The organism is Bradyrhizobium sp. 190 (genome assembly GCF_023073415.1).
GTDB lineage: Bacteria > Pseudomonadota > Alphaproteobacteria > Rhizobiales > Xanthobacteraceae > Bradyrhizobium.
This window is the reverse complement of the sequence record NZ_JADPJL010000034.1, coordinates 67,355-88,937: the sequence shown is the minus strand read 5'-3', so window position 1 is coordinate 88,937 and position 21,583 is coordinate 67,355. Positions and strand designations below refer to the sequence as shown.

20 protein-coding genes are annotated in these 21,583 nt (G+C 63.5%); 10 read left to right on the top strand and 10 right to left on the bottom strand.

Features of this window, described 5'->3' with window-relative positions; all coding sequences use genetic code 11:
• Positions 1-8: 8 nt before the first annotated feature.
• The 4 genes from IVB22_RS20510 (at position 9) to IVB22_RS20495 (ending at position 3,169) form a co-directional block, all read left to right on the top strand.
• On the top strand, positions 9-1,202 hold the full coding sequence (locus IVB22_RS20510; RefSeq protein WP_247519095.1) for a dihydrodipicolinate synthase family protein: 1,194 nt from the start codon (positions 9-11) through the stop codon (positions 1,200-1,202).
• Complete coding sequence (locus tag IVB22_RS20505; protein WP_247519094.1) at positions 1,202-2,065, top strand: sugar phosphate isomerase/epimerase; 864 nt, start codon at positions 1,202-1,204, stop codon at positions 2,063-2,065. The genes IVB22_RS20510 and IVB22_RS20505 overlap by 1 nt, the downstream gene beginning before the upstream one ends.
• 235 nt (positions 2,066-2,300) lie before the next feature.
• On the top strand, positions 2,301-2,591 hold the full coding sequence (locus tag IVB22_RS20500) for a hypothetical protein (RefSeq protein WP_247519093.1): 291 nt from the start codon (positions 2,301-2,303) through the stop codon (positions 2,589-2,591).
• Between the two features lie 197 nt (positions 2,592-2,788).
• On the top strand, positions 2,789-3,169 hold the full coding sequence (locus IVB22_RS20495) for a hypothetical protein (RefSeq protein ID WP_247519092.1): 381 nt from the start codon (positions 2,789-2,791) through the stop codon (positions 3,167-3,169).
• A gap of 81 nt (positions 3,170-3,250) precedes the next feature.
• On the opposite strand, the gene IVB22_RS20490 is transcribed toward IVB22_RS20495, so the two are convergent.
• A complete protein-coding gene (locus IVB22_RS20490) occupies positions 3,251-3,601 on the bottom strand; it encodes a cytochrome c family protein (RefSeq protein WP_247519091.1) in 351 nt (116 codons plus the stop codon).
• 149 nt (positions 3,602-3,750) lie between these two features.
• Positions 3,751-4,734: a Spy/CpxP family protein refolding chaperone gene (locus IVB22_RS20485; RefSeq protein ID WP_247519090.1), complete on the bottom strand. Its 984-nt coding sequence runs from the start codon at positions 4,732-4,734 to the stop codon at positions 3,751-3,753.
• 15 nt (positions 4,735-4,749) lie between these two features.
• On the opposite strand from IVB22_RS20485, the gene IVB22_RS20480 reads away from it, so the two are divergent.
• Positions 4,750-5,163, top strand: a complete 414-nt coding sequence (locus tag IVB22_RS20480; protein WP_247519089.1) for a hypothetical protein — start codon at positions 4,750-4,752, stop codon at positions 5,161-5,163.
• Between the two features lie 92 nt (positions 5,164-5,255).
• Complete coding sequence (locus IVB22_RS20475; protein ID WP_247519088.1) at positions 5,256-5,543, top strand: hypothetical protein; 288 nt, start codon at positions 5,256-5,258, stop codon at positions 5,541-5,543.
• A 147-nt stretch (positions 5,544-5,690) separates the two neighbouring features.
• Here IVB22_RS20475 and IVB22_RS20470 read toward each other — a convergent pair whose 3' ends face one another.
• Positions 5,691-6,911 (bottom strand): cytochrome P450, encoded by a 1,221-nt coding sequence (locus IVB22_RS20470; protein ID WP_247519087.1) that lies wholly within the window; start codon positions 6,909-6,911, stop codon positions 5,691-5,693.
• Positions 6,912-7,217: 306 nt separating this feature from the next.
• On the opposite strand from IVB22_RS20470, the gene IVB22_RS20465 reads away from it, so the two are divergent.
• The 4 genes from IVB22_RS20465 to IVB22_RS20450 all read left to right on the top strand — a co-directional run bounded on the left by IVB22_RS20465 (position 7,218) and on the right by IVB22_RS20450 (position 13,198).
• On the top strand, positions 7,218-7,919 hold the full coding sequence (locus IVB22_RS20465) for a TetR/AcrR family transcriptional regulator (RefSeq protein ID WP_247519105.1): 702 nt from the start codon (positions 7,218-7,220) through the stop codon (positions 7,917-7,919).
• Between the two features lies 1 nt (position 7,920).
• The gene (locus IVB22_RS20460) at positions 7,921-9,114 is read left to right on the top strand and encodes an efflux RND transporter periplasmic adaptor subunit (RefSeq protein WP_247519086.1); all 1,194 of its coding nucleotides are present in this window, start codon (positions 7,921-7,923) and stop codon (positions 9,112-9,114) included.
• Positions 9,115-9,231: 117 nt separating this feature from the next.
• A complete protein-coding gene (locus tag IVB22_RS20455) occupies positions 9,232-12,327 on the top strand; it encodes a MexW/MexI family multidrug efflux RND transporter permease subunit (RefSeq protein WP_247519085.1) in 3,096 nt (1,031 codons plus the stop codon).
• Between the two features lie 127 nt (positions 12,328-12,454).
• A complete protein-coding gene (locus IVB22_RS20450; RefSeq protein ID WP_247519084.1) occupies positions 12,455-13,198 on the top strand; it encodes a hypothetical protein in 744 nt (247 codons plus the stop codon).
• 148 nt (positions 13,199-13,346) lie between these two features.
• Here the strand turns inward: IVB22_RS20450 and IVB22_RS20445 are convergent, their stop codons facing one another.
• From IVB22_RS20445 to IVB22_RS20415, 7 genes are all read right to left on the bottom strand, one after another.
• Positions 13,347-14,234, bottom strand: a complete 888-nt coding sequence (locus IVB22_RS20445) for an ABC transporter permease (protein ID WP_247519083.1) — start codon at positions 14,232-14,234, stop codon at positions 13,347-13,349.
• Between the two features lie 3 nt (positions 14,235-14,237).
• Entirely contained in the window at positions 14,238-15,179 is a 942-nt protein-coding gene (locus IVB22_RS20440) for an ABC transporter permease (RefSeq protein WP_247519082.1), read from the bottom strand.
• 163 nt (positions 15,180-15,342) lie between these two features.
• On the bottom strand, positions 15,343-16,854 hold the full coding sequence (locus tag IVB22_RS20435; RefSeq protein ID WP_247519081.1) for an ABC transporter substrate-binding protein: 1,512 nt from the start codon (positions 16,852-16,854) through the stop codon (positions 15,343-15,345).
• A 22-nt stretch (positions 16,855-16,876) separates the two neighbouring features.
• A complete protein-coding gene (locus tag IVB22_RS20430; protein WP_247519080.1) occupies positions 16,877-17,983 on the bottom strand; it encodes an ABC transporter ATP-binding protein in 1,107 nt (368 codons plus the stop codon).
• Complete coding sequence (locus tag IVB22_RS20425) at positions 17,980-18,969, bottom strand: ABC transporter ATP-binding protein (protein ID WP_247519079.1); 990 nt, start codon at positions 18,967-18,969, stop codon at positions 17,980-17,982. The genes IVB22_RS20430 and IVB22_RS20425 overlap by 4 nt, the downstream gene beginning before the upstream one ends.
• Positions 18,966-19,676: a DUF1028 domain-containing protein gene (locus tag IVB22_RS20420; protein ID WP_247519078.1), complete on the bottom strand. Its 711-nt coding sequence runs from the start codon at positions 19,674-19,676 to the stop codon at positions 18,966-18,968. The genes IVB22_RS20425 and IVB22_RS20420 overlap by 4 nt, the downstream gene beginning before the upstream one ends.
• A gap of 16 nt (positions 19,677-19,692) precedes the next feature.
• Complete coding sequence (locus IVB22_RS20415; RefSeq protein WP_247519077.1) at positions 19,693-21,498, bottom strand: gamma-glutamyltransferase family protein; 1,806 nt, start codon at positions 21,496-21,498, stop codon at positions 19,693-19,695.
• Positions 21,499-21,583 lie beyond the last annotated feature (85 nt).

Here is a 21,583-nt window from a genome sequence, read left to right as displayed (position 1 = left end):
GCCCAACCATGAACAAGCCCGTCCTGCCGATGTCTTCGCTGTCACTGAAACTGCCGACGGCGAACCGTTCGATCGAAACCTATCGCCTGGCGGCGTCGCGGACGTTTCCGGCGAAGCTCGAAGGCACGCTTAATCGTGTGGCGTTCTCGGCCGCGCATGTGGTCGCCGATCCGCTGGCGGATAACGATCCCTGGCTTAGCGCCGCGATCGACTGGGACCGGACCATTGCGTTCCGAGAGCACGTCTGGGACCTCGGCCTCGGCGTCGCGGAGGCGATGGACACCGCGCAGCGCGGCATGGGGCTGGACTGGCCGACCTCGCTGGAGTTGATCCAGCGCTCGGTGAAGGCGGCAAAGGCCAAGGGCAACGCGCTGGTGTTTTCCGGCGCCGGCACCGACCACCTCGCGGTGGAAGATGCCAGGACCGTCGACGACGTCATTCGTGCCTATGAGGAACAGATCGCGGCGGTGGAGAAGGCTGGCGGCCGGATCATCCTGATGGCTTCGCGCGCACTCGCAAAACTCGGCCGCAGCGCCGACGACTACGCAAAAGTCTATGACCGTGTGCTGTCGCAGGTTCGCGAGCCGGTGATCATCCACTGGCTCGGCGACATGTTCGACCCGGCATTATCAGGCTATTGGGGCACTTCCGACCTCGACAAGGCGATGGATACCGCGGTCGCCATCATCAACGCCAATGCGGCCAAAGTTGATGGCGTAAAAGTCTCGCTGCTCGACAAGCAGCGCGAGATCGACATGCGCCGGCGGCTGGCCAATAACATCAAGATGTATACCGGCGACGATTTCAACTATGCCGAATTGATCGCCGGCGACGACAAAGGCTTTTCGCACGCGCTACTGGGTATTTTCGATGCCATCGCGCCGGCGGCGTCCTATGCGCTGTCGCGGCTCGCGGCCGGCAACGAGGCGGGCTTCCACGACGTGCTGGGGCCGACCGTGCCGTTGTCGCGCCATATCTTCCGGGCGCCGACGCGGTTCTACAAGACCGGCATTGTGTTCATGGCCTATCTCAACGGCCATCAGGACCATTTCACCATGGTCGGCGGGCAGGAGAGCACGCGCTCGACGCTGCATCTGGCCGAACTGTTTCGGTTGGCCGATAAAGCAGGGCTGCTCTCCAACCCTGAAATGGCGACACGGCGCATGAAGACGGTGCTGGCAACGCGCGGCATCGAGGACTGATGCGCGATTTTTCTTCCGATCATCGCTGGCTGTCGCTGAATACGGCGACGGTTCGCAAGCAGGGCGATCTCGTTCAGATCATCGACGCCTGCGCGCGCCATGGCATCCGCGCCATCGATCCCTGGCGCGACCAGGTTGCCGCTGTTGGCCTCGAGCGCGCGGTTCGAGCCGTCCGCGACGCCGGGCTGGAATTGTCTGGCTACTGCCGCGGCGGCATGTTTACGGCGGATGCGGCGCGCCGCATCGAGGCGCGTGACGACAATCGCCGCGCCGTCGACGAAGCCCAGGCGCTGGGCGCGCCCTGCATCGTGCTGGTCGTCGGCGGCCTGCCGCAATATTCACGCCCGGGAAGCGCGCCCTCAAAGGACATTGCAGGCGCGCGGACGCAAGTCCACGACGCCATATCCGAAATGCTGGAATATGCGAAAGCGGCCGACATGCCGCTGGCGATCGAGCCCTTGCATCCGGCCTATGCAGCGGACCGTGCTTGCGTGAATACGACGAAGCAGGCGCTGGATATTTGCGACCAGCTCGATCCGCAGCGCACCGGCGCCCTCGGCGTCGCGCTCGACGTCTATCACATCTGGTGGGATCCGGAGTTGATGCCGCAGATCGCGCGCGCGGGAAAGGATCGCCTGCTCGCGTTTCACGTCTGCGACTGGCTGGTGCCCACGAAAGACATCCTCAATGACCGCGGCATGATGGGTGACGGCGTCATCGACGTCACATCTGTGCGAGCGGCGGTCGAGGCACAGGGCTTTGCCGGCTATTCCGAGATCGAAATCTTCTCCAACGACTGGTGGGGAAAGCCGATGGACGAGGTTTTGAAGATTTGCATCGAGCGGCATCGGAGCGTCGTTTAGCAACAGTCAATCGAACCGGCTTGTTCGCTGTCTCAATGGCGGACGGTGTTGTCTCATATGTGAACTGCCGCGCGTTCTCTTTTCTGATAGCGTAGCGCGAAGAGACAGCGCGCGGTTCCAGATTTAACCTTTTGCGCGGCTATTTAGATTAACAAAGGGTTACCGTTGCGCCCGCGAGAACTCCGGCGCTAGCTACTCCGCACGGAGAACGTCTCCGATAGCGATGAGCGACAACATGAAAATCCTTTACGCAATTGCGACCCTCGCCCTGCTGTCGACGTCGGCGCAGGCCTGGCAGGTTGTGGAACGCTGCACCCATAGCAAGTTCTATGGCAGGGTGTGCACGACGTCCTACCTGGACGATCCGCCGCGCAACGCGGCGCAGGATCAGGAAGACGAAAAGGCAAGGCGCGCCAGCATCGAGAAATGGGAAGCGTTCTGCAAGCCGAAACGCACCTACGATGACGAAGGTGTCGTCCGCCTGGTTTACGCCCGCAAGGGCTGCGAGTTCGGCCGCAGCGAGTAACGCGCTTTCGCTCCTCGCAACCAGCGAGGAGCATTCCGAGCCCGCTGGCTCGACGAATTCCGGCGCCTTGTCGCGCCCGAAAGACCGCTAAATCTTTATCGACCAAATTGCGACCCGGTTAGTTACGCCGCTTTACGCCGCCTCAATGCTTGTCGGGCATTCCTGACGTTCGGCATTCATTTCAAGAGGCAGTGTCAATGCGCGTCTTCATCGCAATCTCGATTGTCGTCGCTTCGGTATCGTCCGCGTCCGCGCAATTCGCGATGGATCACGGCAATGCCGCGGCTGCCGCCCAGGCCGCTCGCGCGGCGCGGGCTGCAGCGGATGCCAAGGCCGCGGCCATTGCCTCCGGCGCGCCGCTGCTTCCCAGCCAGCAAACCAACTTCTACGTCGGCAGCGGCGGCACCGTGAAGATCGCGCCCCGGACAGCCGAAGAGCTGAAGGCCGATGAAGCCGCCCAGGCCGCCTGGAAAGAACGCTGCCGGCCGGTCGTGGTAGAAGACCGCGAGGGTCTGCGCCGCGTGAGATATGCCGAACGGGATTGCGATCTCTCCCGCTTCAACACCGCCGGCAATTAGGGCTGCTGCGTGGGTCGGAATTCACCGACCTCGCAGGAAGCGAGCACGACCGCCGGCGCGCACTGGCCGGACGCTGCGGCGTTATCGCGATTGAGCGAGGTAGGCGATGATCTTTTTTCGATCGTCGCTCGATGAGAGGCCGCCATACGGCTTCATGCTGTTGCCGGGTACGACCTCGTCGGGATTTGCAATGAAGCGATCGAGCTTCTCTTCATCCCACACGAAGCCTGCCTCCTTCATTGCGCTGGAAAACCCGTAGTCCGGTAGCGACCCTGCTTTCCGTCCGACAATCTTGTGCAGGTTGGGGCCCAGCCGATTGTCGCCCTCCCTCACCATGTGACACGTTCGGCAGGCATTGTTGAACGCCAGTTGCCCTGAAGCGCTCTCCGCACCTTGCGACGCCTGAGGCAGGGCAGAAGATGATGGAAGCATGCAGATTCCGCCCAATGCGCCTATCAGTAAGATCCGACTACTGTGCCGCAAACGTGTGCCTCGCCGGCTGGACGTTGGCCAAGCGAAAAGCGTGCTGAAGTGCCGTTGACTCATTCGATCACCTCGTCAGCCAAGGGATTGGGTTCCGGTTAGGGACTTGCGATCTGTGGCAGCGTATTGAAGCGCGCCTTCTGCTCGTTGCTCAGCGCGGCATAGAACTCATCCAATGCCGGCTGCACCAGCGCGGCCGCCTGCACCATGGCGTCAAGCCGCTTTTCCATTGCCTCCAGCCGTCCGAGCGGTGTGAGCGGTACGTCGTCGGGGCAGGCGGCCTGTAACCGTTCAACCGCATTCTTCGTCGCCTGGCTCAAGCGGTCGAGCGCTTCCTTTTGCTTGCCAGCCGGATGTATCACCGCCTCGATCCGCTCGATCGGAAGCTGCGTGAGGCTGGACTTCGGCTCACCGCACTTCTCGGCATCAGCATTCGCTTCCTGCTGCGGCTGCTGTTGCGCCCGGTCGCCGACGTTCGGGCCGAGCGCGTTGAAACGCGCCTTTTGCTCGTCGTTCAGTGAATTATAGAACTGTTCCAGTGCCGGCCGTACGATCTTTACCGCGTCGAGCGTTGCGCTTACGCGATTCGTCATCGCCCGCAGGCGACCGGGTGGCGTCATCGCATAGGAATCGGCGCAGCTGAACACGTCGGCCGCCTTTGCCGCGGCGGCCTTCAATTCATCAAGCAGGGCGCGCTGCTCGGGCCTCGGCTGTACTGCCCGCGCGATCTCCTCGATCGGCCAGGCGGTCACGCCCTTGTCCGGACCTTCGCACAATTGCCGGAGAGTCCGTGAGCTGACGCTTGCGCGTCCGCGCGCTCGATAATCGGTGACCGCAGCGCCAGGTTCCGGATATCGGGCGTAAGCGGAATACGGGGTATCAGCACCCCAGAACACCGTGTCGACGAAGTCGTCGTAAGCGTAGGCCCAATAGCCGGGGTCGTAGGCGGTGGGCCAGAAGGTGTAGTTGAAGATGTCGGAATAGGCGTAGGGCCAGAACACCGGGCCAAGCCAGGCCACAAACGCAGCGCGGTGCCCCTTCCGCCAGGCGTGGCGGGGAGCCCAGCGGTTCTCGCGGGCCATGAGCGCGGTTCGGGCTTGCAAGGCATCATTGCTACGGAAGTGCGCAGCAAACCGTCCACGGGCCGCAGCCTGCGCGGCGGCAGCAGCAGCAGCGGATCGTTCAGCCGAAGGCTGCGGTCCCAGCCGCTGCAGGCGTGCCTGGTCGCCTTGCTGCAGGCGTTGTTCGCGCTGGAGCAGACGGTTCTGTGTCTGCAGCAATCGGTCCTGCGCGCGTTGCGCCCGACGGCCTTCCGGATTTTGCGACTGCAATTGCTGCACGCGCTGTTGCAAGCGATCGATGCGGCTCTGCCGCGCTGTGCTTTGGCGCGACAGCATGTCGCGCTGCCGCTCCTGCACCATTTGCTGCCGCTGCTGGATGCGCTGCTCACGCTGCGGCGCCCGCGTTTCGATCTGTTCCTTTCGCGACGACCGGGCGTCCCCAGCGGGTGATGTGCTCGGGCGCGATGGTGCAGCGATGCGCGGCTCGGGATGTCTTGTCATCGCCGGTCGCTGCGGCGGCGCGGCACGTTGGATCTCGGGTCGTGGTCCTGCAACGCGCGGTGCGGCCGGTCGCGGTGGCGTGGCGATACGCGGCGCCGCATGCGGGGCCATGGCTGGACGCTGTGGCGCGGGAGCCGCACGGAACGCCGGTGCGGCAGGGCGCGCCATGGCCGGAGGTGCCGCCGGGCGGGCCATCGCGGCTGGTGGTGCTGCTGGGCGGGCCATGGCAGGTGGTGCTGCTGGCGCAGCCCCGCCCCCCGGGGCTCGGATTTGGGCGAACGAGCCGGTGCTCACCGCGATCGCGGACACACCAAGAAAAAACGCTGTAACGCGAACAGCGAGCGGAAGCATGATCTCAACTCCCTCGTGCTTCGCCACCCGGAAACATCAACGCGCAAGCGCAGAAATCGTTCGCCTGGCTCTATGACGTGCGTTTTCGATTTTGCAATGCGGGACTGCCGCAATTCGTCACAGCCCTAGCCGATCTCGCAGGGCACGCTCAAGAATCCGCGGAAGCGCACACGGCCGCCGCGGACCGGCTCGCCGGCGAGCTCATAATCCGGAAAGCGTGCGAGGAAACGCGAGATCGCGATCGCGCCTTCGAGCCGGGCCAGCGCCATGCCGGCGCATTGATGCGCGCCGGTGCCGAAGGCCAGATGCCGGTTCGGCGTACGGCCGATATCGAAACGTTCGGGATCGGCGAACTGAGCGGGGTCGCGGTTGGCGGCGCCGATGCACAGCGTCACCGGCGTGCCCGGCGGCATCGCGATGCCGCCGAGGTCGAACGGCTCGACGGTCATGCGGTTGCCGAGCTGGTTGGAGCTCTCGAACCGCAGCATTTCCTCGACCGCGGTCTTGATCAGCGCGGGATTCTCGATCAACCGCCGTTTCTCGGCTGCGTGGTTCGACAGCGCCACCAGCCCATTGCCGATCAAATTGGTGGTGGTCTCATGGCCGGCATTGAGCAGGAAGATGCAGTTGTGCAGCAGCTCCTTTTCGGTCAGCCGCTCGCCATTGTCTTCGCCCTGAATCAGCCGGGTCAGCACATCGCGGTCGGGATTGCCGGGCTTGGCCCGTCGCCGCGCCACCAGCCCTTCGAGGTACGACAGGAAGTCCTCCACCGCCTTGTTGCCGCGGGCAAAGACGTCCGGGCCGATCACCGGCTCCAGCGCGCCAAGGATGGCCAGCGACCAGTCGCGCAAGGGCTCGCGCTCGTCCTCGGGGACGTCGAGCAGGTTGCCGATCACTTCGATCGGGATCGCGGCGGCGAAATCGTCGATCAGGTCCACCTTACCCTTGGCGGCCATGGCGTCGAGGAGGCGCTCGACCAAGCTGACCAGATCGGGCTCCATGCCGGCGATCGCGCGCGGCGAGAGCGCCCCCATGATCAGGCGGCGGACGCGGGTGTGGGCGGGGGGATCGTTGAAGACGAGGCTCGTGGTGTGGTGCTCGTAGAGCAGGGAGTTACCGTACTTCGGCGAGAACTCCTTCTTCTTGTCCGAAGAGAAGGCCTTGGTGTTCTTGTAGGCTGCAACCAGGTCGTCGTAGCGGGTCAGGAAATACGAGCCGTTCGGCAGCCGCTTGACCGGATCGGTCTCGCGCAGCGCGCGATAGGTCGGGTAGGGGTCGGTGTAGAACTCCGGCGTCAGCTTTTCGAGGTCGAAGGTGGCCGCCAGTTCGCGCGCATCCAAATTCATGGCCCGCCATACTCTTTCGGGAAGATTAGGTAAGCGACTGTCAAATTAGTCTCATTTGCAACTACCTTAAACGCCGTACCCAAGGCGTCAAGCCGGAGCGCAGCTTCCAGGCCTGCGCCATCGGTGGCGCGTTCGGGTTGCGGCCGATCCGGGATGAGCCGGCAAGGCGAGCGCCGGATTCCCGGAAAAATGGTGCTCGAACAAGGCGATGAAGCTGTGTCTTTGACGTCACCCCGCAAGAGAATTCGTTTGGTGCGCTGCAATAGATCCTTGACTTCGTCAAGGTGAGTGATTACTCACGCCCCCATGTCTAACCTGCGTATGACCAGTGACTTGCGGCGCCAATTGATCCTGAGCGCTGCCAAGCGATGCTTCGCCCGTAACGGCTTTGCCGGCACCACGACCAAGAGCGTGGCGGCGGCCGCGGCTATTTCAGAAGGGCTGTTGTTCAAACACTTCCCCTCCAAGGCCGCACTCTACGCCGAGATCCTCGCGGAGGAGTGCGAGGCCGATCCGGATTTCGCGCACCTGCTCGGCCAGGAGCCCTCAACTGCCACACTGGTTGAACTGGTCAAGGGCATGGTTGGCCATTTCATGGAAGTGTCCGACGGGTCGGATCAGGAGGAAGCGCAGCGGCTGCGGCTGATGACGACGAGCCATCTCGACGATGGCGAGTTCGCGCGTCTGCTCTACGACAAGATCGGCGGCCTGATCGGCCCGGTGTTTGGCGCATCGATCGAAAGCGCTGTAGCGGCGGGCGACGCGTCGCGGATCGGCAGTGATCCGCTCAACCTGTTCTGGTTCGCCCACCACACCGTGCTGATGGCGGCACTGTCGCGGCTTCCCGCCGTGCCTTGTCTTTCCTACGGCAACGCCGCCGATCTGGAGCGGCAGCTCTGTCAATTCATCCTGCGCGGCATCGGACTTACCGAAGCCGCAATTGCTTCTCATCTGGACGGCGAGCTGTCACCGAATTCGGGACAATCGGTAACTGCAGAAAGTGCATGACATGAATATCGTGACTGAACCCAAAATTTCGGGCAAGCCGATTACCGACAAGCCGCACAAGCGGCCGGTCCGGATGGTGCGCTGGTTCATTGTCGTGGGGACGCTGCTGGCCTTGCTGGTCGGCGGTCTAGTCTGGTTCAACTACTTCCGTGGCAAGATGATCGCGCAGTTCTTCGCGAACAACAAGCCGCCGCCAACCAGCGTGAACATCGCCACGGCGAACTCCGAAACCATTCCGAATCTTTTGACCGCGGTCGGCGATCTCGCCGCCGTGCATCAGGTCAACGTGACCTCCGACGTGAACGGCCGCATCACCGAAATCCAGTTCACGGCGGGCGCCACCGTGAAGGCGGGTACGCCGCTGGTGCAGTTGTTCGACGGTCCGGAGCAGGGCGACCTCGCCAACTTCAAAGCCCAGCAGCGCGTGGCGCAGATATCGCTGGATCGCGCCAAGCAATTGGCCGAGCGGCAGGTCGGACCGCAGGCGACCGTGGATACGGCGCAGGCTGCGTTCGATCAGGCCAGCGCCAGTATCGCCAAGACGGAAGCCATCATCTCGCAGAAGCTGGTGCGGGCGCCGTTCGATGGCGAACTCGGCGTTCGCAAGGTCGAGGTTGGACAATATCTCACGGCCGGCACGCAGATCGTCTCGCTGACCGATCTGTCGGTGCTGTTTGCCAACTTCACCGTGACGGAAAAGGATTCCGGCCAGCTCAAGGTCGGCCAGATCGTTCGTATCGCGGTCGACGCCTATCCGGGCCGCACCTTCGAGGGCAAGATCACCACCATCGAGCCGCAGATCGCGACCGAGACGCGCAACATCCGTGTGCAGGCGACGATCCAGAATCCGGATCGCATCCTCAAGCCCGGCATGTTCGCCACCACCACCGTGGTGCTGCCGGATAAGCCGCCGGTCGTCACCGTGCCCGAAACCGCGGTCGACTACACGCTCTATGGCGACTCGGTCTACCTCCTCAGCGAGAAGAAGGAAGAGGACGGCAAGACCAGCCTCATCGTCACGCGCACCTTCGTGCAGGCCGGCAAGCGCATCGAGGGACGCGCCGAAATCCTGAAGGGATTGAAGGACGGCGACCGCGTGGTGTCCGTGGGGCAGCTCAAGCTGCAATCGGGGGCGGCGGTGACGATCTCGAACGATCCGGTGCCGCCGATTCCGGCGAAGCCGCCGCGCTACTAGCGGCCGCTAACAACTGACGATCGCGCGGCCCGCGGGCCGCGCTGGCGAAAAGGCGGGCGGCGGTCCTGGAGATGAGACCGCGCCCGAAAATGCTGAACTCAGCGGGATAAATCTGCGATGGCCTTAACCGATATTTTCATCAAGCGTCCGATCCTGTCGGTCGTCGTCAGCCTGCTGATCCTGCTGATTGGTCTCAGGGCCGCGAGCGTATTGCCGATCCGGCAATATCCGAAGCTGTCGAACACGGTGGTTACGGTCACGACCGTCTATCCGGGCGCGTCGGCCAATTTGATCCAGGGTTTCATCACCACGCCGATCGAGCAGGCCGTCGCCTCCGCCGAGGGTGTCGACTACATCACCTCGTCGTCCGTGCAGGGCACCAGCACGATCCAGGTCTACGTCAAGCTGAATTTCGATCCGAACCAGGCGCTGACCGAAGTTCTCGCCAAGGTGAATTCGGTCAAATATCTGATCCCGAAGGAATCGAACGACCCGGTCGTGGTTAAGACGACCGGTCAGACCACGGCGGTGATGTATCTCGGGTTCTCGAGCGATGAACTCTCGGGGTCGGCGATTTCGGACTATCTGACCCGCGTGGTGCAGCCGGTGCTGTCGACGGTCGACGGCGTGGCGTCGGCCGATATTCTCGGCGGGCAAACATTTGCGATGCGGCTGTGGCTCGATCCGTTGCGGATGGCGGGGCGCGGCGTGTCGCCAAGCGACGTCTCGGCGGCGATCGCCGCTAACAACTTCCAGGCCGCGGCCGGTCAGGCCAAGGGCTACTTCATCGTCTCGAACGTTCAGACCAACACCGACCTGCGAAACCTCGAGCAGTTCAAGAAGATGATCGTCAAGTCCAAGGACGGCGGCTTTGTGCGGATCGAGGATATCGCCACCGTCGAACTTGCCGCCCAAAGCTCGGATGCCAGCGTCGCATTCAGCGGCGAGCGAGCGATCTTCATCGGCGTGCAGGCAACGCCGCAAGGCAACCCGCTGACGCTGGTCAAGGGTGTGCGCGCGCTGTTTCCGGAGCTCGAACGCAACCTGCCGCCGTCTATGAAGATGAAGGTGGCTTATGATTCCACCAAGTTCATTCAGTCATCGATCGACGAGGTGAAGAACACGCTGATCGAGGCCGTGCTGATCGTCGTGGTCGTGATCTTCCTGTTCCTGGCCTCGTTCCGCTCGGTCATCATTCCCGTGGTTACGATTCCGCTGTCGCTGATCGGCGTCTGCAGCTTGATGCTGGCGATGGGCTTCAGCTTCAATCTTCTGACGCTGCTGGCGATGGTGCTGGCGATCGGACTGGTGGTCGACGACGCCATCGTTGTGGTCGAAAATATCCATCGACATCTGGAGGAAGGAAAAACGCCAGTACAGGCGTCGCTGCAGGGCGCGCGCGAAATCGTCGGCCCCGTGATCTCGATGACGATCACGCTGGCGGCCGTGTACGCGCCGATCGGTTTCCTCGGCGGCCTGACCGGTTCGCTGTTCCGCGAATTCGCCTTCACGCTCGCGGGCTCGGTGATCGTATCCGGCGTGATCGCGCTAACGCTGTCGCCGATGATGTGCTCGGTTCTTTTGAAAAGCGCGGACGAGGGGCGGTTCGCCAGGCTGGTCAACCGGGTGTTCGGTGCGATGACGCGCTGGTACGGCCGCCAGCTCGACCGCTCGCTCGATTATCGTCCGATCACCGGTGTGTTCGCACTGACGATCCTCGGTCTGGTGGGCTTCCTCTACATGAACACCTCCAAGGAGCTGGCGCCCGAAGAAGATCAGGGCATCGTGTTCTCGGTGACCAAGGCGCCGAAATACGCCAACATCGACTATGTCGATTTTTACGGCGAGAAGCTCGATAAGGCGTTCGCCCAATTTCCCGAGACCGATCTCCGCTTCGTCCTCAACGGCATCACCGGCCCGCAGGGCGGCATCGCCGGCATGCTGCTCAAACCATGGGACGAGCGTGAGCGTTCCTCGATCCAGTTGAAGCCACTGGTGCAGGCCGAACTGAGCAAGATCGAAGGTGTTCAGGCGTTTGCGTTCAACCTGCCGCCGCTTCCGGGCGGGCCGGGCGGTCTGCCGATACAGATGGTGATCAATTCGACCGCCGGCTTCCAGGCTGTCTACGAAGAGATGAACAAGCTGAAAGAGGCCGCACGCAAGAGCGGCTTGTTCATCGTGTCCGACAGCGACCTCGATTTCAATCAGCCGGTGGTGCGCGTCTCCATTGATCGTTCCAAGGCCAGCGATCTCGGCATCAACATGGCGCAGGTCGGCGCCACGCTGCAGACGCTCCTGGGCGGCAATTACGTCAACCGCTTCAACCTCGAGGGACGGTCCTATCAGGTGATCCCGCAGGTGCCCCGCGGCATGCGGCTGTCGCCGGAATCGCTCGGCGGTTACTATGTCCCGACCAACACCGGGCAACTGGTGCCGCTGTCGACCATCGTGTCGATCGAGACCGGCACTGATCCGAATGCGCTGACGCATTACAACCAGCTTAATTCCGCGACCTTCCAGGCGGTGCCGATGCCGGGCGTGACGGTCGGGCAGGCGGTGGACTTCCTGGAGGGCGAAGCGAAAAAGTTGCCCGCCGGCTTCGGTCACGACTATCTGGCCGACTCCCGCCAATATGTGCAGGAAGGCAACCAGCTTGCGATCACCTTTGGCTTCGCGCTGATCATCATCTTCCTGGTGCTGGCGGCGCAGTTCGAAAGCTTGCGTGATCCGCTGGTCATCATGATCAGCGTTCCCATGGCGATCGTCGGTGCGCTGATCCCGCTGTTCTTCGGCGTGGCCACCATCAACATCTATACCCAGGTCGGGTTGCTGACGCTGGTCGGCCTCATCACCAAGCACGGCATCCTGATGGTGGAGTTCGCCAACGAATTGCAGCTCAAGGAAGGTCTCGACAAGCGATCGGCAATCGAGATGGCGGCCCGCATCCGGCTGCGTCCGATCCTGATGACGACGGCGGCGATGGTCACCGGCCTGATCCCGCTGCTGACCGCAACCGGCGCCGGTGCGGCGAGCCGCTTCTCGATCGGTCTTGTCGTGGTCTCCGGCATGTCGATCGGCACGCTGTTCACGCTGTTCGTGCTGCCGGCGGTCTATGTCTGGCTGGCTACCGACCACCAGGCCAAGGCCGACTCGAAGCGGACCAGGGAGATCGCCGATTTCGATCTCGGAACGCAGTCGCTCAAGCCCACCTGAGCCTTCAGCGCTGGAAAGATGTTATGGGCGACGGCAGCGGACATCGCTGCCGTCGCCTTTTTCGTGTCGACAGCCGGAGACGCCACCGGTTCTGCATGCTAGGAAAGAAGAAAAACAGGGAGCCAACATGACGAGCGACTTTCCCGCCGGCAACTACCGCTTCATCCCGGCCGTATTTCAGTATTCAGGCGGTGTGGCGGCCAACCCGGGTCATGAAATCGAACGGGTGCGTTTCGACAAATGGCTGCCGCTGGCCGAGGGATTTGCACAAATCGCAAAGTACATTCAGGCAGCGGGCAGGCCGCTGACATCGTTCTGCGCCTGCGAGCTGCGTTCGCCGGCAGCCTTCACCGACGAAGGATTCCGCAATTTCAACCTGCACTACGTCAAGACGCTGGCGGAGTGGGGCATCTATGACGGCAAGACCAATCCGGTCGCGCGCAGCAATGTCTGTCCGGAGATCGATCCGCCGACCGAACCGTCATTCTACGCCTTCTCGTTTACGCGGCCGAGCCAGAGCACGGCGTCGAGTTTCGTGATCGCGGGCAGCGGCGAGTCGCAGGAAGGAAACGCCAGCTATGCGGAGCGTACGGTGCGCTACCGCGACCTCAGCCCCGAGGGCATTGCGGAAAAGGTTCGTTACGTCGTCGGCGTGATGGAACAGCGCATGGGCGCATTCGGTTTTGGCTGGAACGATGCGACGGCGACGCAGACCTACACCGTGCACGATTTCCATCCCGTCCTTGCCGAAGCCATGGTTCGCCGCGGCGTCGCGCGGTCGGGATTGACCTGGCATTTCGCACGGCCGCCCGTGATCGATCTCGAATATGAGATGGATTGCCGTCGGGTGCTGCGGGAGGTGGTGATTTAGCGACTGCCCGAAGGAATTAGCCTTCTTCGTCATTGCCTGCGACAAACGCGAAGCGTTTGCGCAAGGGAGCGTAGCGACGAAGCAATCCATCTTTCCTTTGCCGCGCCATGGATTGCCTCGCTGCGCTCGCAATGACGGTTCTCTGCGCCTACCTCTCCCTTGGATCCAGCGCATCGCGCAGGCCGTCGCCGACCAGATTGAACGACAGCACCACGAGGAAGATCGCGAGCCCCGGCCAGACCGCCATCCAGGGCGCGTTGGTGAGGAAGCGTTGCGCAGCGTTGAGCATGCTGCCCCAGGACGGCGCGGGTGGCTGCTGGCCGAGGCCGAGGAAGGACAGCGCGGCTTCCGCAATGATCGCGGCGGCGATCGACAGCGTCGCTTGCACCAGAAGCGCCGGCATGATGTTGGGCAGGATGTGAAACAGCGCGATACGCCAGCGCGGATTGCCCATGGCGCGCGCGGCCTCGACATAGTCCTCGACCTTGACGCTCATCACCTGGCCTCGCGTGAGCCGCACGAAGATCGGCGTCGCTGATATGCCGATCGCGATCATCGCATTGCCGAGGCTCGGCCCGAGAAACGCCGCCAGCGCAATCGCGAGAATCAGGAACGGGCAGGCCAGCATCGCGTCCGTCATGCGGCTGATCAGGGCGTCGATGAAGCCGCCGCGATAACCCGACAAGAGGCCGAGCGGCACGCCGATCGAAAGCGCGATCCCGACCGAGATCGCGCCGGCCAGCAGCGACGCCCGCGCGCCGTAGATCACGCGGGCAAGAATGTCGCGGCCGAGCTCGTCGGTCCCGAACCAGTGCAGCGCGGAAGGCGGCTTGCGCACCAGCGACCAGCTCGTCGCGATCGGCTCATAAGGCGAGATCAGCGGCGCAAACAGCGCGAGCAGGACGAAAGTTGCGATCACGACAAGGCCCGCTACCGCGCCCTTGCGCTTGAACAGGCGCCGCAACGCGCGGCGCGCCGGGCTCTCCAGTTCGTCGGAGACGGCAATCGGTAACGCGCTGAGCGTGGTGTCGGCCATGGCCTACGTCCTCAGCCGTGGATTGACGAGGACATAGGCAATGTCGGCGATGAGATTGAGCGTGATGTAGATCGTCGCCGTCGTCAGCACGACGCCCTGCACGACCGCGTAGTCGCGGTTGAACACGGCATCGACGATCAGCTTGCCAAAGCCCGGAATCGAGAAAATCTGTTCGGTCAGCACCGCGCCCGACAGCAGCGTGCCCAGTTCGAGCGCGCCTAGCGTAATGATTGGCGTCAACGCGTTGCGCATGGCGTGCTTGAGAATCACGGAGCGTTCTGAAAGGCCCTTGGCGCGGGCGGTGCGGACGTAATCGCTTTCCAGCACCTGCAGCATGGCGCTGCGGGTATGCCGCATCAGGATGGCGGCGATCGCATTGCCCAGCACGAAAGCCGGCATGATGGTGGAGGCGATGCTGGCGCGCCAGTTCTCGGTCAGCGGCACATAGCCCGATGCCGGCAGCCAGCCGAGCTTGATGGAGAACAGGAAGATCAGCATGATGCCGAGCCAGAAGTTGGGTGTCGAGATTCCCCACAGCGCGAAGAAATTCGCGCCATAATCCCAGGCCGTGCCTTTCTTGACCGCCGATATGATTCCCGCGGGGATACCGACCAGAAAGGCAATGACGATGGCCATCGACGCCAGTTGCATCGTCACCGGCAGTTTCTGCGCAATCAACTCGCGCACCGATACCTTGTTGCGCAGCGACTCGCCGAAATCGCCCGACAGCACTCCCTTGACCCAGTAGACATATTGCACCGGCACCGGCTGATCGAGCCGGTATTGCTGGCGGATCTGCGCGATGACATCAGGGTCGCGTTCCTCACCCGCCATGACAAGCGCCGGATCGCCCGGCAGCAATTGCTGCAGCGAGAAGATCAGGATCGAGACGAAGAACAGCGTCGGGATGAGCTGGACGACGCGCCGTACGAGGAAGTTCAGCATCGTTCAATCGTGTCCCGGGCGCAGGGCAGCGTGCAACGCTGCGCTGCAGAACCGGGACCCATGCGAGAGGGATGGAGGGTATTGGACCAATCGGATCCCGGCTTAGCATTGCACCGCTTACGCGCTGCAATGCATCCGGGACATGAGAGCGAGAGAACGCTGCTCACTTCAGCTTCAGCCCGACCACGCGCACCAGCCCGTCCGGCATCTGCTTGTAGCCTTCGAGCTTGGTGGTATGCGCGATCAGGATGCGGCGGTGATAGATGTAGAGCAGCGGCTTCTCTTCGAGCACGACCTTCGCCAACTTTTCATAGATCGCCTTGCGCTGCGCCGGATCCGTCACAAGGCGGCCGTCATCGAGTGCCTTGTCGGCTTCCTTGTTTGACCAGGCGCTGTAGTTCTGCGGCGCGTCGGTCTTCTGGAAGACGTAGGAGTTACCGTCCGGATCGATCCGCCCGCTCCAGGCCAGCAGATAAGCCTGGTATTCTCCGGCTTCGGCCTGTTTCAGCGACGTTGCGAACTCGGTGACCCTGAGCTTCATGTCGAAACCGGCCTCGGCCGCCATCGACTGGATCACCTGGGATGCCGCTTCGGTTTCCGCGCCTTTCGAAACCATGAAGTCGACGCTGATCGGCGGCGTGACGCCGGCTTCCTTCAACAACGCCTTGGCCTTGGCCACGTCGCGCTTCGGCACCGGAAACGCCTTCTGGTAATAGGGATGATCGGGATTGACCCACTGGTTTCCGGGTTTGAACTCGCCGTTGGACACCACCTGGCTGATCGCGTCGCGGTCGAGCGAGAGGTCGAGTGCCTGCCGCACCTTTGCGGACTGGCTGAGCGGCCCCTTGGCCTTGTCCTTGCCGACGTTCAGCGTCACGCCCTGATAGCCGAGCTCGATTGCGCTGGACAGTTTGAGTTTCGGATCCGACTGCACCTCCTTGAGGTCCGTCGCAAGCACGCGTTCGATCAGGTCGAGGCCGCCGGATTTCAGGTTGGCAAGGCGCACCGTCGCATCCACCAGCGGCAGATAGACGATGCGGTCGATGTGGATGTTATCCTTGTTCCAGTAGTCGGCGAATTTTTCGAACACCATGCGGTCCTGCTGCACGCGCTCGACGAATTTGTAGGGACCGGCGCAAACCGGGCGCAGCCCGAACTTGTCGCCGGCCTCTTTTGCCGCCTTGGGCGACACCATCATCCCGGCGCGATCGGTGAGCTGCGCGACCAGCGGCGAGTAGGGGGCCTTCAATATCAGCTTGATGGTGAGGGGATCGACGACATCGATGTGATCGACCGCCGCCAGTTCCGGTTTTCGAAACGAGCCCGGAAATGTCAGATGGCGCTCCAGCGAAAACTTTGCGGCTTCCGCGTTGAGGGGCTCGCCGTCGTGAAACTTGACGCCGGGCCTGAGCTTGATGGTGACTTCCTTGCCGTCGGCCGAGGTCTCGTGGCTTAGAGCGAGCTGCGGCACGATGTTGAGCTTCTCGTCAATGTCGAACAGCTTGTCGCAGAACGACGCGAACACGATGCGGCCCACATAGGTGCGGGCCATGGTCGGGTCGAGGATGTCAGGATCCTCGGCGAGCCCGATGCGAAGCGTCGTCTGGGCCTGAACGGTGGCCGGAAGCGACAGCAGCAGCGCCGCCGCGGTGACTGCCAAACGAAAGATTTTCATGCTGCCATCCCCTTATCCACGATTACGCTGTTGGCCGTGTCCCTGATATATCAACCCCGGCGCGGCTTGCACCTTCCGTGCCACCGCTGAAGGCGGCGACCAATTTTTCCAGCACCGGCGAAAAGCCGCCATCGGCGGGAACGATATTCTCAGGCGCCGGCAATTCCGCAATACGGTGACAGGCGGTGGCGTGTCCCGTGCCGTCGGCGAGCAGCAGCGGAATTTCAGTGCGGCAGCGCGCGATGACATAGGGGCAGCGGGTATGGAAGCGGCAGCCGGACGGCGGGTTGAGCGCGCTCGGCATCTCGCCCTCCAGCACGATGCGGCTGCGTTTGGCCTGCGGCTTGGGCACCGGAATGGCCGACAGCAGCGCGCGGCTATAGGGATGCCGGGGGGCGGCGAACAGCGCGTCGGCGGCCGCGGTCTCGACGATACCGCCGAGATTCATCACGGCGACGCGGTCGGCGATGTGTTTTACGACCGCGAGATCGTGGCTGACGAAGATGTAGGCGAGGCCAAGCCGGTCCTGCAGGTCGCGCAGCAAGTTGAGGATTTGCGAGCGGATCGAGACGTCGAGCGCCGATACCGGCTCATCGCAGATGATGAGTTTCGGCTCCACCGCCAGTGCCCGCGCAATCGCGATGCGCTGGCGCTGGCCGCCGGAAAATTCATGCGGATAGCGGCGGGCAAAGCGCGGTTCGAGTCCGACCAGCCGCAACAGTTCTTCAACCCGCTCACGCCGGCGTGGTGACGGTACCAGATCGTGCAGCGCCAGCGGCTCAGTGAGGATCTGGCTGACGGTCATGCGCGGGTTGAGCGACGCATAAGGGTCCTGGAAAATGATCTGCGCGTCGCGGCGGAAGGCGCGCAACTTGTTGGCGTCAAGCGAGCCGAGGTCGCGGCCTTCGAAGCGCACGGTTCCGGCATCGGGTTCGATCAGCCGCAGCACCAGCCGGCTCACGGTGGATTTGCCGCAGCCGGATTCGCCGACCAGCGCCAGCGTCTTGCCAGCCTCGACGGTGAAGCTGACGCCATCGACCGCTTTGACATAGGCGGTGGGCGTTCCGAATACCGAACGCGCGGCAACGAAATGTTTCACCAGGCCTTCGACTTCGAGAAGCGCGGTCATGATACCAGCCGCTCCAGCGGCGCCCGGATGCAGCGCGAGGCGTGGTCGGGACTGACGATCGCCAGCGGCGGTGGCGCGGCGATGCATGTCTCGACGACAAACGGACAGCGCGCGGCGAAGCGGCAGCCGGATGGCGGGTTCGCCATGTTCGGGACCATGCCCTCGATCGTTGCCAGATGCGCGGCGCGGCGGCCGAGCCGCGGGATCGAGCCGAGCAGGCCGACGGTGTAGGGATGCTGGGGATTGGCAAAGAGTTCGTCGACCGGCGCGCGCTCGACGATTTCGCCGGCATACATCACCGCGACCTCGTCGCAGACCTCGGCGACCACGCCGAGATCATGGGTGATCAGAATGATCGCGGCGCCGCTGGCAGCCTTCAGTTCCCGCATCAGATCGAGGATCTGCGCCTGCAGGGTGACGTCGAGCGCGGTGGTCGGCTCGTCAGCGATCAAAAGGCGCGGGTCGCAGGCCAGCGCCATCGCGATCATCACGCGCTGGCGCATGCCGCCGGAAAGCTTGTGCGGATATTCATCGATCCGCTTGTCGGGTGAGGGAATGTGGACGCGGCGCAACAGTTCGATGGCGCGCTCGCGCGCCTGCCGCCGCGAGCCGCCGCGATGGCGCAGTATGGTTTCGATGATCTGGTCGCCGATGGTAAAGCTCGGGTTGAGCGAGGTCATCGGCTCCTGGAAGATCATCGCGAGCCGGTTGCCGCGCAGGTCGCGCAGCGTATCGTCAGGGACATCGAGCAGATCAAAACCGTCGAAGCGGATCGAGCCGGAGACCTCGGCGGAATGCTTTGACAACAGCCCCATGATCGCGAGCGAGGTCACGCTCTTGCCGCAGCCGGATTCGCCAACGAGGCCGAGCGTCGCGCCATTGGCAACGCTGAGATCGACGCTGTCCACCGCGTGCGTGGTGCGGCCGTCGTCACCGTGGAAGACGACGCGCAGGCCCTCGATTTCGATCAGCGGGCTCGCCGTCATGCCTTGCCCGCCGTCGCGGCTTCAATCGTTGCATCGATGACCGCCCGGTCGGTAACGCCGGCCGGATTCTTCCGCGTCGGTAGGAAGGGGCGGAAATACACCCAGCGCTCGCGGCTGACCTGTTCCAGCCGATCGAGTTCGGCGAGCGGATCGGTGTGATCGTCGACGCGCAGGTCGAGATCGGACCATTCCTCGTCGCCCTGGATCAGTAGGGCCGCAGATTGCTTGCCGCGCTTGTCGCCGCCCGCGGCTTCGCCGGCTTTCATGGCCGCGATCAGCCGCTGCGCAAAGGGCAGGCTGGCATTGGCGGCATAGGCTTTTGCGGTGTCGTCGAGCACGGCCGCGCCCGCCAGCATGTTGCCGGCGAGGGAAAAGCTGTCGCCCTGAATATGTCCGCACCAGTCGACGCATTCGGTGCCGGTATGCGCGGCGATCCGGCCCTTGATATCCATGACATGAAGCTGTCGGGCCTGACGGCCGCCGTCCGCGGCGATCAGCGTGTCCACCACCTCGCGCGGCTCGCGCCCTTCGCGCAACAGCTTCACCCCATCGATGCCGTAATACGGATTGACCAGCGCTTGCGTCGCGACGCCGCCGATGCCGGGTGCGACATGCGGCACGCGTGCGCCGACGGCGAAAAACCTGGTCGCGACGGCGATGCCGATTTGGCCGGTTGAGGGATCGCGGGCGATGATCGACCAGGTCATCTTGTCTCTTCTCTAACTATCGTCCCGCCGCGTAGCCTTGCATGCCCCTGGGATTGGCGGCGGCGCGGCGGCGACGGCCAACCCTCGAGGCTGCGGTGAGGCGGCCTTCCGACCAGTCGGGGCCGATTTCGACGACATGGCCGCGGTTCTTCAACGCATCGGCGGTCGCCTTCGGCACGCGGTTCTCGACCACGAGCACGCCGGGACGCGCGGTGCGCGGCCAGAACGATATCGGGAAGTGTTCGGAATGCCATGCCGGCGCGTCGATCGCTTCCTGCAGGTTCAGTTTGGCGTGGACATGGCGCAGGAAGAATTGCGTGGTCCATTGATCCTGCTGGTCGCCGCCCGGCGACCCCCAGGCCATGTACGGCTCGCCATCGCGATAGCACATGGTCGGCGAGAGCGTGGTGCGGGGGCGCTTGCCCGGCGCCAGCGCCGCAGGGTGATCTTCCTCCAGCCAGAACATCTGCGCGCGGCTGCCGAGGCAGAAGCCGAGTTCCGGAATGACCGGCGAGGATTGCAGCCAGCCACCGGACGGCGTCGCCGAAACCATGTTGCCGGCCTGGTCGATGATGTCGAAATGCACGGTGTCGCCGCGCACCTCGCCGAAGCGGCCGACGGTCGGCTCGCCTGCGCCCATGGCGCCGACCGCCTCGCGATGGCCCTCGGCGCGGCGCAGCTTTACCACCGAGCCGAAGCCCTCGACCGAGCCGGGCAAGAAATCGAGCGAAGCCTTGTCCTTGGAAATCAGCTTGCGGCGCTCGTCGTTATAGGCGTCCGACAGCAGGGTCGCGATCGGGATGTCGGTGAAGTCAGGGTCGCCATAAAATTTCTCGCGATCGGCGAAGGCGAGTTTGGCGCATTCGATCTGCAGATGAATGAATTCGGGGCCGGCGGGATCGAGCCCGTCGAGCTCAAAGCCCTTCAGCAGCGCAAGCTGCTGCAGCATGACAGGACCCTGGCTCCAGACGCCGGGCTTGCAAACGGTGTAGCGGCCGTAGTCGTAGGTCAGCGGCGCCTCGACGGTCGGCTGCCAGCGCGCCATGTCGTCGGCCGAAAGCACGCCGCGGTGCGGTGAGCCGGAGACGTCCATCACGTCCTGCGTGCGGCAGAACTTGTCGATCGCTTCCGCCACAAACCCCTGTGACCAGGATTTTCGCGCACGCTCGATCTGCGCGACGCGGTCGGAGCCGGCGCTTTCGGCCTCCTTGAGAATGCGGGCGTAGGTTTCCGAGAGCTGCTTGTTGGTGAAGAGCGTGCCGGGCCTGGGCACTTCGTTGTTCGGCAGGTAGACGGCGGCCGATGTCGTCCAGTGCTTCCTGAACAATTTCTCGACGATCTGAATCGTCGCCGCCGCTCGCTCGACCAGCGGATAGCCGTCGCGGGCGTAGGCAATCGCGGGCTCCAGCACGTCGCGCAGCCGCATCGTGCCGTAGTCGCGAAGCAGCAGCATCCAGGATTCGAACGTGCCGGGTACGCAGGCGGCCAAGAGTCCGGTGCCGGGCACCATTTCCAGGCCTTCGCTCTTGTAGTGTGCAATGGTCGCCTTCGCCGGCGCGGGACCCTGGCCGCAGATTACCTCGGTGCGGCCGCGTTGGGTGTCGTGGACGATGATGGGCACATCGCCGCCGGGACCGTTCAGATGCGGCTCGACTACCTGCAGCGTGAAGGCGGTGGCCACGCCGGCGTCGAAGGCGTTGCCGCCTTTTTCCAGGATACCCATGCCGACGGCGGTCGCGATCCAGTGCGTCGAGGTCACGACACCAAAGGTGCCTTCGATTTCCGGCCGGGTGGTGAACGGATCGGGATTGATGTTGCTCATGAGAGTCCGATGCGGTGCTGGTATCGTGGTGCTGAAACACTTGACCACAGGCGCGGCTGGATGCCAACCGCTGGGATGCCACGCA